Source organism: Streptomyces sp. NPDC002536, assembly GCF_053594995.1.
In genome coordinates this window covers 1-11,909 of record NZ_JBSFWU010000156.1, presented here as the reverse complement: position 1 = coordinate 11,909, position 11,909 = coordinate 1, and the positions used below count along the sequence as shown (strand labels likewise).

General features: G+C 75.7%; 8 protein-coding genes. 7 read left to right on the top strand and 1 reads right to left on the bottom strand.

Annotation, left to right across the window (positions count from 1 at the left end; translation table 11 throughout):
* Positions 1-143 precede the first annotated feature (143 nt).
* The gene (locus ACWD4B_RS33245; protein WP_358349821.1) at positions 144-326 is read right to left on the bottom strand and encodes a DUF6104 family protein; all 183 of its coding nucleotides are present in this window, start codon (positions 324-326) and stop codon (positions 144-146) included.
* A gap of 96 nt (positions 327-422) precedes the next feature.
* Between ACWD4B_RS33245 and ACWD4B_RS33240 the strand changes: the two genes are divergently transcribed.
* The 7 genes from ACWD4B_RS33240 (at position 423) to fxsT (ending at position 11,829) form a co-directional block, all read left to right on the top strand.
* Complete coding sequence (locus ACWD4B_RS33240) at positions 423-800, top strand: CU044_2847 family protein (RefSeq protein ID WP_336413587.1); 378 nt, start codon at positions 423-425, stop codon at positions 798-800.
* Positions 797-2,953: a VMAP-C domain-containing protein gene (locus tag ACWD4B_RS33235; RefSeq protein ID WP_451424261.1), complete on the top strand. Its 2,157-nt coding sequence runs from the start codon at positions 797-799 to the stop codon at positions 2,951-2,953. Before ACWD4B_RS33240 ends, ACWD4B_RS33235 begins: the two co-directional genes overlap by 4 nt.
* 100 nt (positions 2,954-3,053) lie before the next feature.
* Entirely contained in the window at positions 3,054-4,058 is a 1,005-nt protein-coding gene (locus ACWD4B_RS33230) for a MoxR family ATPase (RefSeq protein ID WP_336413585.1), read from the top strand.
* 4 nt (positions 4,059-4,062) lie between these two features.
* Positions 4,063-7,206, top strand: a complete 3,144-nt coding sequence (locus ACWD4B_RS33225; protein ID WP_451424260.1) for an SAV_2336 N-terminal domain-related protein — start codon at positions 4,063-4,065, stop codon at positions 7,204-7,206.
* 66 nt (positions 7,207-7,272) lie between these two features.
* The gene (locus tag ACWD4B_RS33220; RefSeq protein WP_451424259.1) at positions 7,273-7,464 is read left to right on the top strand and encodes a hypothetical protein; all 192 of its coding nucleotides are present in this window, start codon (positions 7,273-7,275) and stop codon (positions 7,462-7,464) included.
* Positions 7,461-8,756 carry an aKG-HExxH-type peptide beta-hydroxylase gene (locus ACWD4B_RS33215; RefSeq protein ID WP_451424258.1) on the top strand — a complete coding sequence of 432 codons (1,296 nt, stop codon included), beginning with the start codon at positions 7,461-7,463 and terminating at the stop codon, positions 8,754-8,756. The genes ACWD4B_RS33220 and ACWD4B_RS33215 overlap by 4 nt, the downstream gene beginning before the upstream one ends.
* A gap of 58 nt (positions 8,757-8,814) precedes the next feature.
* Entirely contained in the window at positions 8,815-11,829 is a 3,015-nt protein-coding gene (gene fxsT, locus ACWD4B_RS33210) for an FxSxx-COOH system tetratricopeptide repeat protein (protein ID WP_451424257.1), read from the top strand.
* Positions 11,830-11,909 lie beyond the last annotated feature (80 nt).

Genomic DNA, 11,909 nt, shown 5'->3' with positions numbered 1-11,909 from the left:
CAGCCGCGGCACCCCGTTGCTGACCTTGGCGAGGAAGCGCGGGCCCTCGCCGCGCATCACCAGCGAGTGGGACATCCGGGCCGTAGGGGCGCGGGGAACTGCGCGACCAGCCCAAGACGGCCCGCAGTCGACGACGAAACCGTCTACTCGTCGTCGTCCTCGTCATCCAGCCGCGCCAGCCACGTCGCCAGACGTTCCACCGGCACCTCGAAGTCCGGGTTGAGGTCCACGAACGTGCGGAGCTGCTCGGCGACCCAGCCGAGGGTGACCTCGTCCTCGCCCCGCCGGTTCTCCAGCTCCTCGATGCCGCGGTCGGTGAAGTACAACGCACACTCCATCAGTGATGACGCTTTACGGGTAGAGCCCCAGGATAGGTCCCGACTAGCCTGCTGCATCATCGCGGCTAGCGGGGGGTGGGACGCGTGGCTCAGGGGATCACTCAGGTCCGGCTGGACGACGGCACCGTCGTCTGGGCACGGATCACGGATGCGCACGAGCTCGACGAGGACGCGGCGGAGGACGGCGGCTACGCCGACTCCAGCGCCGTGAGCAGGGTCGCCGAGATGACCGACGGCCTGTCCGACGTCGTCCGCGGCGTCGTCGGCTCGCTCCGCATGGGCCTCGCGGCAGCGGCCCCGCAGGAGGTCGAGGTCGAGTTCGGGATCGAGCTGTCGGCCAAGGCCGGCAAGGTCATCAGCCTGCTCGCGGACGGCGAGGGCCGGGCGTCGATCACGGTGCGGCTCACCTGGAACCAGGCGGAACGAGCGGAGCTCGCCGCCGCGACCCCGGTTGCTCCTTGAGCGCCTGGGACGGACCCGCGCGCCGGTCGGTCGTACGCATTTCCGCGCCGGGCGGCGGGTATGAGCGAAGCGGCACCGGGTTCTGGGGCAGTGGCTTCTTCATCGCGCCCGGGTGGGTGCTGACCTGTGCCCATGTCGTGGGAAACGGGGGTGGCGGCGTGCTCGGCGGCAGTACGGCCATCGGCATCACCGACGCGGACGAGCACACCGTGCAGGGCCGCGTCGCGCTCGTGCTGCCCGTGCCGGCCGACCCCGCGTCCCCGCCCCGCCGCTGGCCCCTGCCGGACCTGGCCCTGGTGGAGGTGGCGGGGGCGGACGACGCCGAGTGCCTCTGGCTGAGCGACCGTTCGACGATCGTCCCGGCCCCGGTCAGCCTGCACGGCTGGTCGCTGGAGACGGGCGAACTGGCCCTGCGCTTCGGCGTGGGCACCGCGACCGGCGGCGACGGCAGCGAGGGCAACGCGATGCTGCTGCGCGGCGAGATCCCCGTGGCCGGCTGCTCGGGCGGGCCCGTGGTGGACACCGCCCGCGGGGCGGTGATCGGGGTGAGCAAGGGCCGCGGCAAGGACACCGCGGGCCTGGCCGTGCCCATCACGGCGCTGCGCCGCATCGCCGACGACGCCCCGGGCCGCAGCCTGCTGCACTCCGTCGTGCGGGCCCACGACCGCCACCACTTACGGCGCTACCGCACCCTCGGCATGCGCAGCTGGACGGGCCTGCAGCAGGGCCGGCGCCTGCACGCGGCCGACAGCTTCACCCCGGTGCTGCGTGCCCATCTCTTCGCCCGGCTCGCCGAGTTGCCGCCGCCCGGCACGCCCGCCGAGGTCATGGCGCTGGTGGACCGGGCCAAGCGCCGGGTGATCCAGGGCCCGTACCAGCCGGGGGTCGAGCACGACCCGCGCAGCTGGCGCGAGGGCGTGGGCCTGCTCTACGACCTGCGCGGCGACGACGGCGACGGCGGCGAGGCGGGCCGCGGTCCCGGGCGGGACCTGGAGCTGGAGGCCGTGCTGCTGTACGCGGCCCTGGTGGTGGCGGAGCTGGGCCGGCCGGGGCGGCCGGGTCCGCCGGTGGACGTGCAGTTGCTGCGCGACGTCAGCGCCTGGCTGGAGAACCACGCCGAGCCGCTCACCGACGTCATACGGTGGGAGATCGACGACATCCTGCACGGCGGCGCGCCCGACGGCCCGGACGGGCCGGTGCCGCTCCGCCCGCCGCGGCCCGACGCCGTCGACCTGGGCAAGCGCCCGGCGCGGCCCGTCGAGCCGGCCGCCTCCCCGGCGCGCGCCCGCGCCGATGTGATCGTCGAGGTCGACCCCGTGCTCTACGGCAGCCGCTACCCCTGGCGCGTCAAACTCCTGCTGGAGGACGACCTGGTGACCCCGCTGAAATCCGACGAGGAGGGCGTCTCCCGGTCCGAGCTGCGCGAGGTGCTGCGCGAGCCGATCGCCCAGGCGCTGAGCCTGGGGGACGTGGGGGAGCATCTGGCCGCCCTGCACGTGGTGTTGCCGCGCGAGCTGTTCGACGAGCCGCTCGACTCCTGGCAGTTGACCCCGCCGGGCCGCGCCGCCTCGGGCATCGACCCGCACACCATGCCGCTGGGGCAGCGCCGGGTGGTCGTCGTGCGCGACCGGCGCCGCCGCGACTTCCCCGCGATCCCGGAGTGGCGCCGGCGCTGGAAGGCCGCGGCCTCGGGCCCGATGACGGCCGTCTCGCTGCGCAAGGAGGTGCCGGAGCCGGGCCACGACAGCCCGCGCCGGGAGACCGGGCACGCGACGTACCGGAGGCTGTCGTTCGCGGCCGACACGGCGGTGCCGGTCTACTGCGGCGAGGTGGCCGCGGGCGCGGGGGCCACCGCGATGGAGGCGGCGCTGGCCGCCGGGCACGCGGTGGCGATCTGGCGGCGCTGCGCCCCGGACCACCACGACTGCGCCGACTTCCACGCCCAGGTGTCCCGGCTGGTGAGCGAGGCCGGCTCGGCCGAGGGGCTGCACCACCGGATACGCGAACTCCGCATCGCCTGCGGGGATCCCGACGAGACGGACCCCGGGGCGCAGTGGGCGCAGTCGATCGCCCTGCTCTTCGACTCGCCGGACCATCCGCCGCTGCCCGACACGCCGTTGTACGCCCCCGGCACGTGGCCCGGGGCGTCGTGATGGCGGTGCGCGCGGCTCCGGCGGCCGGTACCTTCGTCCGGGGAACGGCGCCGGCCCATCGGACACCCCTGAGGTCACCACCAGCCGTGAGGAGCCACGCGTGAACGATTGGCGCATCTACCGAGGGGCGGGCCTGCCGCACGACGGGATCCGGCGGCTGCCGCCGCCCCCGCCCTGGCGGGACTTCGCCGCGACGGCGCCCGACGCGGGGGCCGGCACCGATCCCAGCGCCGCACGCCGGCTCGGGGTGCTGCGCCGGCTCGTGGAGAACCACCACCCGCGCCCCGAGGAGGTCGAGGCCGTCAACGCCGCGCTCTACCTGCGCCGCCCGCTGCTGGTGACGGGCAACCCGGGCACCGGCAAGTCGACGCTGGCGCACGCCGTGGCCTACGAGCTGGGCCTGGGACGGGTGTTGCGCTGGCCCATCGTCAGCCGCTCCACGCTGCGCGACGGGCTCTACCACTACGACGCCATCGCCCGCCTCCAGGACGTCCAGCTGGAACGGGCCGGGGGCGAGGGCGGGGAGCGGCGCTCCATCGGCTCGTACGTCCGCCTGGGCCCGCTCGGCACGGCCCTGCTGCCGGCCGGGCAGCCGCGCGTCCTGCTCGTCGACGAGCTCGACAAGAGCGACCTGGACCTGCCCAACGACCTGCTCAACGCCCTGGAGGAAGGGGAGTTCCACCTTCCGGAGCTGGAGCGGATCGCCGACCGCGAGCCCGAGGTCGAGGTGCTGACCGACGACGGCGGGCGGGCCGCGATCCAGGGCGGGCGGGTGCGCTGCACCACCTTCCCGCTGATCGTGCTCACCTCCAACGGCGAACGCGACTTCCCCGCCGCCCTGTTGCGGCGCTGCATCCAGCTCGACCTCAAACCGCCCGGCGAGGAGCAGCTGACCGCGATGGTGCGGGCGCACCTGGGGGACGACGCCGTGACCGACGGCGACGCCCTCATCCAGCGCTTCCTGGACCGCGAGCCGGGCGAGGTCATCGCCGCCGACCAGCTGCTGAACGCCCTCTTCCTCACCCAGCACGCGCCGCGCACCGAACGGGTCACGCGGGACCGGCTCGCCGAAATGCTGATGCAGCCACTCGACCGTCCGAGGTGATGAGATGACGGCGCCGCCCCCCGAGCAGCCGCTGGGGCAGCTGGTCGCCCGGCTGCGGGCCGCGTCCTGGGAGCTCACGGCGGAGGAGCTCGCGGATGCGGTGTGGCTGGCCCAGTGGACGGGCCCGGACCCCGCGGAGCCGGGGCACCGGTCGGACACGGAGACGGAGCCGCCGCGCCCGGCGTTCGCCGACGGCAGTGTGCACAGGGCCGTCGACGACCCGGTGACCCGCCCGTCCGGGCCGGACGGCGGTGAACCGCCGGCGGACCCGTCCGGCGCGTCGCGGCTCGCCGAACGCACCGGTCCCGTCCAGCTGTACGCCGCCCGCGGCGGCCGTACCGGCGGCGGCGTCGACGCCTTTCCGATACGGGTCCCGATGGCCGCCTCGCTGCCCGGGCTGCTCGGCCTGCAGCGTGCGCTCCGGCCGCTGCGGGGCTACCGGCCGGCGGCGGCGCGCGCCCGGGGGCCGCTGGACGAGGACGCCACCGCCGAGCGCGGCGCCTGCACCGGCGTCCTGCACCCCGTCTTCCGGCGGGGCGGGCGGCGGGCGGCGTCCATGCAGCTGCTGATGGACGCCTCGCCGTCCATGGCGGTCTGGGATCGGATGCTGGAGGAACTGCGCCAGACCTGCGCCCAGTTGGGCGTCTTCCGGGACGTCCAGGTGCGCTATCTGCACCGCGCCGACGACGGCACGCCGCTCGTCGGCACCTCGGCCTCGTCCGCCGCGGCGCGCCGTCAGCGGCCGCGGCCCGCCGACCAGTTCCGCGACCCCACCGGGCAGCGGCTCACGCTCGTCGTCAGCGACTGCGTGGGGCCGCTGTGGCAGGAGGGACGGGCGCAACGGCTGCTGCACCACTGGTCGCTGACCTCGCCGCTGGCCGTCGTACAGCCCCTGCCGCCACGGCTGTGGCCGCGGACGGCGCTGCCCGCGGGAGGCGGGACGCTGGTGCGCGACCCCGGGCCCGGCGGCCGGCTGGGCTTCGCGTCCGAGGGCTACGGCCCGCTGCCCGGCCCCGGCGCGCTGCCGGTGCCCGTGCTGCTGCCCACGCGCGAGGCGCTGGGCAGCTGGGCGCGGCTGCTGTCCGGCCCCGGCCGGACGACCGTGCACGGCGCCGCGGGCTGGCTGCTGCCGGACCACCCGGCCCGGCCGGTGCCGCCCGGGTGCGCCGGCCGCGATGCCGACCAGCTGCTCCGGACGTTCCGGGCGGGCGCCTCGCCCGGGGCGCTGCGACTGGCCGTGCACCTGGCCGCCGTTCCGCTGACACTGCCGGTGATGCAGGTGGTGCAGCGCGCGATGCTGCCCGACACCGGCCCCATGGAACTGGCCGAAGTCCTGCTCAGCGGGCTGCTGCAGCGCCTCCCCGACCCGCGGGACGACGCCTTCCCCGGCCTGGACGCGGCCTCGTACTGGTACGAATTCGCGGACGGCGTGCGGGAGATGCTGCTGCGCACCCTGGACCGCAGTGCGGCGGCGCTGGTGCTCAAGCACTGCTCGGAGTACGTGGAGCGGCACTTCGGCAAGGGCGCGCGCAACTTCGCCGCCCTCGCTGCCGCCCAGCTCTCAGGCGCGCAGCTCACGGTGCCGGACCCCGGGCGGCAGCTGCCGGGGGCCGCGGAGCCCGAGCTGTTCGCGGAGGTCCCCGCCCGCGTGGTGCGCTGGTACCGGCCCGTGCCGGTGGGCAGCGGCCCCGTGGGCGAGGCGGAACGGCTGCTGCGCCTGTGGCGGGTCCAGGCCGACCCGACCCTGCTGCACCGCGCCCGCACCCTGGCGGCCCCTGCGGCCGGTGCCCCGCTCGGCGGCGAGGGGGACGTCGACGGCATCCGGGCCAGGATCGTGCTCGGCGAGGTGCTGCTGGCCCTGGCGGGCACCGAGTCGGTGCGGGGCGACGCGCAGGCGTGCCGCAGCGTGCTGGAGGAGGCCGTCGACCTGCTGGACGAGGTCCACGGCCACACCCCCACGGGCAGCCCCCGGCACACGGAGGCGGCCCTGGAGCTGGCCGCGGCGCACCACGCCTGCTGGAAGCAGCACGGCGGCGACGACCACCTGCTGACCGCCGCCCGCATACTCCGCGCCCTGCCCGGCGGCCGCCCGGTCCGCCACCTGCGCCTGGGCCGCGTCCTGCTGGACCTGGGCGCGGCGCACGCGGACGAGGCCGCCGCCGAACTCCGCATCGCCTGCGACCTCCTGGACACCACGGAGGCCCCGGACGGCCGGCGCTGCGCGGCCCTGCTGGACCTGGCCCGTGCACTGCGCCTGGCACAGGCCCCCGCGCCGGAGACCCTCGCCGTCCTGGCCCGCGCCGCGGACCTGGCCACGGACGACCTCCAGCGGCTGACCTGCCTGACGGAACAGGCCCGCGCGCACGACGCCGCCGGGGCGCCGGCGGAGTCGGACGAGGCCTATGCGGCGGCGGTCGCCCTGACGGACCGGCACAGCGTGCAGCGCTGCGAACTCCTCACGGAATGGGGGGAGTCCCTGCTGCGCCGGGCCTCGGCCGAGGCGCCTCCGCCTTCGCCGCCCCGCGGCCCGGACCTGTCGACTCCTCCGCACGGCACGCCGGTGACGCCGCTGCCGGTCACTGCCGAGGAGCCTGCCGATCCCGGGCAGGGGGAGATGCAGGGGGAGACGGTCGCCCGGGCCGAGGCCGTGCTGCGGGAGGCGTTCGCCATGAGCCCGGGGCGGTCGCCGCTGCTGTCGCGGACGCAACTGCTGCTCGGGCGGGCGCTGGTGCTCCGGTTCGGGCGGCAGGGGTTCCTGCCCGACCTGTACGAGAGCTGTCACCTGCTGGAACAGGCCGCACGGCGCGCGCCGGACGGGCTCACCCGGGCCGAGGCGTGGCTCGAACTCGGCGAGGCGCGGCTGGCGTTGGCCGCGCGCGGAGCGGTGCCGCAGGCCGACGCGGCCGCGGCGTTCGCGTCCGCCGCGGGGGAGGCCCGCACCGAGGAGGCGTACCTGGTCGCGGCCCGGGCCGCCCACCGGTACGGCACGGTCCTGGAGGGCATGGGGCTGCACCGCTCCGCCCTCACCGCCTACCGCGACGCGCAGCGCGCCTGGCACGAACTCACCGACCGGCTGGCCGAGGTGCCGTGGGACGAGGTCGAGGCCAACCGGAACAGCATCCGGCGGCTCGAACGCGTTTCCGGATGACGGGGTCTGGGAAGAACCGTGCAGCCGCGGGGCCGTTCCGCGGCGGGCGGCAGGGAGGAGAAGAGGGTGCCGAAGCACGAGAGCGGAACGCTGCCGCTGCCCGACCTCACCGCGATGAGCCTGCGCTCGCTGCGTGCGGCGAGCACCGACCGGGACCCGGTGCTGGCGGCCGCCGTGGACCGTGCCCTGCAGCACCCGGCGGACCTGGGGGAGACCTGGTACTCGTGCGGTACCGAGGGCGGCCGGGCGCGCGGATGATGCCCGGCCTCCGGCCTGCCGGCCCGGCCCTGGCGCGCCTGGCCCGCACCCGGTCCGCCCACGGCGACGTCGTCCTGCTGCTCGGCGGGGTGCACAGCCGCCGCCTCGTGCTGCTCAAGTCCCTGCTCACCCGCCTGGAGCGGCACCCCGGCGCCGTGCCCGCCCCGGCCCGCCGACGCTTCGAGGAGCACTGGCGGTTGCTGGAGCAGGCCGAATCACTGCACCCCCACTCGGTGCGCCGCACCCTCGACTACCCGGCCGTGGGCCACTGGCTGGCCCGCACCCTCGTCGCCGCCGACGGCGAACAACTGGGCGGCCTCCTGGACCGGTTCGGAGCCGTCGCCGCCTCCGCCGCCCTGCGCGCGGGCACCGACTTCACCCTCGAACTGCCCGCCCCCGACGGCCTGCTGGCCCTGCCCGGCATCGGCCTGCTGGGCTGCGACACCCCCACGGTCCGCCTCACCGCCCGCGGCCCCGCGGCCCACCTGGCCCCCGGCCCCGTCCTGCACCGCGCGGCCGGCCGCGTGCACGGCAGCGGCACCGGCTGGCGCGGCCTGCGCCCGCTCCCCGGCAGCACCGGGTACCTGGACGACCTGGACCCGCACCGCGCCCCGCCCGGCGGCGTCGGCCACGCCGCCCTGCCCGCCGCCCCCCGCTCGGCCACCGCCGTCCAGCCCTGGCTGCCCCGCTGGCGCGCGGCCCTGGCCCTGCTGCGCTTCGCCGACCCGCTGCGCGCCGCGGAGACCACGGCCCTGCTGCGCTGCCTGGTGCCGCTCGCCCGCACCGGCCGTGAGGACGCGGTCCAGGTCAGCGCCACGCTCCGGGCGGCCCCCGGCTCGGTGCTCTGCACCCTGCCGGACACCGCGGAGGACCTGGCCGAGGTCCTCGTCCACGAGACCCAGCACAGCAAACTGGCCGTGCTCCACGACCTCGTACCGCTGCACCGGGCCGGCCCGCACGCCGTCCACCGGGTCCCCTGGCGCCCCGACCCGCGGCCCTTCGAGGGCGTGCTCCAGGGCACGTACGCGCACCTCGCGCTGGCCGATTTCTGGACCCGGGCGGCCCGCCGCGAGGGCCTCGCGCCCACGGTCCGGAGCGTCGCCGTGGCGCGCGGTGACGCCTGCCGCAGGCAGGTCGCGCAGGCCCTGCCCCTCCTGCTTGAATCCAGGGAACTGACGCCCGCAGGCCGGGAGTTCGCGGCCTGCATGCAGCAGCACCTGGTGTGCCTGGGGCGGTCCGTGGGTCCGTCCCCGACGATCTGCGGAACGTCACCTTCCAGTGACGTACGGTAATCTTGGGGCAAAGCCGGCCGCCGGCCGGAGCACCGCGACGGAACGAGGGAGACGGGCGATGGGCACGCAGCGGCAGGGTTCCGGCAGCGGTTCGGTGCAGGCCGGCGAGAGCTTCGTCGTCGTCTTCGCCGGCTTCCACCGGCCCTGGGGCACCTGGATCGCCCACCGTCTGGAGAGCCACGGCCACTCCGTCGTCCTGCACCGCTGGGACCCGCGCCGCGAGGTCCCGCTGGAGGACTACCTCGGCGACCTGCTGCTGCCCTCCGGCCGGATCCTGCTGGTGCTGGACGACTGGTTCTTCGCCCTCGGCCCGCGCCGCGAGGGCGAGTGGGCCGAGGCCCTGCGCGGCATCGTCGCCCTCAACGCCGACCGCTTCGCCGCCGTCAACCTCACCAACCGCCCCCTGCTGCCCGCCACCGTCGTCCTCAAGCCGGTCGAACTGTGGGGCGTGGGCGCCCAGGAGGCCGAGCGCCGGCTGCTCGGCCGCCTCGGCCTCCCCGCCGGCCCCGCCCGCCGCACCCTGCCCCCCGGCCCCGGCACCCGCTACCCCAACGACCCGCCGGCCGTCTGGGGCGAGATCCCTCGCCGCAACGCCCGCTTCACCGGCCGCGACGACCTGCTCAACGCCCTCCAGGAACAGCTGATGGACGCCGACCAGGGCACCGCCGTGTGCGCCCTGGTCGGCATGCCCGGCATCGGCAAGACCCAGCTCGCCGCCGAGTACGCCCACCGCTTCAGCTCCGACTACGACGTCGTCTGGTGGGTCAACTCCGACACCCGCGGCACCCAGCGCGAGCGCCTCGGCGAACTCGCCCCCGAACTCGGCCTGATCGCCGGATCCGAGCCCGGCGAGCGCATCCGCGCCGTCCACGAGGCGCTGCGCCGCGGCGACCCCTACCCCCGCTGGCTGCTGATCTTCGACGGCTGGGACGACCCGGAGGGCGCCGAGGACCTGCTGCCCGACGGCGCCGGCCATGTGCTGATCACCTCCCGCAACCGCCGCTGGGCCGAGGCCGGTGCCACCCCCGTGGAGATCCCCGGCTTCCAGCGCCACGAGTCCACCGGCTACCTGATGCGCCGCGCCCCGCGGATCACCGCGGAGGAGGCCGACGCCGTCTCCGTCGAGCTGGAGGACATCCCCCTCGCGCTCGTCCAGGCGGCCGCCTGGCTGGGCGAGTCCGACATGGACGTCGCCGACTACCTGCGCATGGTGCGCGACGGTGAACTCGCCGGATTCGCCGACCAGTCGGGCTTCGACAGCGTCCCGCGCTCCTCCCTCACCTCCTGGTCGATACTGATCAACCGGCTCCGCGAGGCCCAGCCCCACGCCGTCGAACTCCTGTCGCTGTGCACGTCGTTCGCCCCCGGCCGGATCCCCATCGGCCTCGTGCGGCACCTCCCGCCGTCCCAGCTGCCCGAGAGCCTCGCCTGGCTCGCCGGCGACCTGCCCAGCTGGACCCGCGCCCTCGACACCCTCGTCAGCTACTCCGTCATCAGCGCCCGCGACACCCGCACCGCCCTGGCCGGCGACCCCGGCCCCGAACAGGAGTCGGTGCACATGCACCGGCTCGTCCACGACATCGTCTCCCGCCTCACCGCCCCCGACGACCAGCGCGAACACCGTCGCGTCGTCCGCCGGATGCTCGCCGCCGCCGACCCCGGCAACCCCCAGGACAGCCGCCTGTGGCCGCGCTACGCCGAACTGCTGCCCCACCTGGAGCCCTCCGGCGCCCTCGCCAGCCACGACGCGGGCGTCCAGGAGACCGTCCTCAACCTGCTGCGCTACTGCTACCGCAGCGGCGAGTTCCGCCTCGGCGCCGAACTCGCCGAGAAGATCCGTACCCAGTGGTCCGAGATCTTCCCGTCCGAGCACCCGCGCATGCTCGACCTCACCACCCAGCAGACCAACATCCTGCGCGCCCACGGGGACTTCAGGACCGCCGGCGCACTCGACCGCGCCGTCCTCGAACGGCTGCGCTGCACCACCGGCGCCGAGCCCACCGCCCTGATGACCGCCACCAGCAACCTCGCCGCCGACCAGCGGCTCCTCGGCCAGTACGCCGAGGCCCTGCAGACGCAGCGCGAAGTCCTCGACACCGCCCTGCGGCTGCTCGGCCCCGACGACTACCTCACCCTCCTCGCCCAGCACAACCTGGGCCTCGGCCTGCGGCTGCTCGGCCGCTACGCCGAGGCGTACGACATCGACCTGGAGACCCTGCGCAAACGCGAGGCCCTGCTGCGCACCCGGCACGCCGCCACCCTCGTCTCCGGCCTCTCCTGCGCCCGCGACCTGCGCCTGATGGGCCGCTACGCGGACGCCCTGGCCCGCCAGGAACTGGTGGTCCGCATGCACATCCAGGTCCTCGGCCCGCAGCACCCGCAGACCCTGCGCGCCCGCCACAACCTGGTGCTCTGCGAACGGCGCGCCGGGACGCTCCAGGACGTCGGCGGCGCGATGGCCGGCCTGCTGGAGCAGCTGGAACAGGTCCACGGGCGCCGCCACTACGCCACGACGGCCTTCGTCGTGGACTACGGCAACTACCTGCGCGAGCACGGCGACCTGAGCCATGCGCGCGAGCTCATCCTGGAGGGCGACCAGGCCTTCCGCGAACTGCTGGGGCCCGCGCATCCCATCAGCACCGGGATGCAGTCCAACATGGGCCTCATCCTGCAGGCCGCGGGCGAACGGGCCGACGCCCTCACCCTCTTCGAGCAGGCGTACGCGGGCCTGGCGGCCACGCTGGGCCCGGAGCACCCCGCGGTCCTGGGCTGCGCCCTGAACGCGGCCGCCGGCCGCAACTTCAACGGCCGCCTGGACAGCGCCGAACAACTCAGCCGCGACACGTTGCGCCGGGCGCGGCATGCGCTCGGGCAGGACCATCCGTTCACGCTGTCGTGCGAGGTCGCCCTCGCAATGGATTTGCGGGGGCTCCGGCAGCACGAGGAGGCGGGGAAGGTGGAGGAGGACGCCCTCCAGCGCTTGACGCGCACCTTGGGTGCGCAGCACCCGCACACTTTGTCGGCGCGCCAACGGGTGCGCCCGTACTGGGACTTCGAGCCGTATCTGGGGTAAGTGCAGGCCGTCCTGGGCTGGTCGCGCAGTTCCCCGCGCCCCTGACGGGGCGCCCGTGTGCGGTTCCGCGCCCCGTCAGG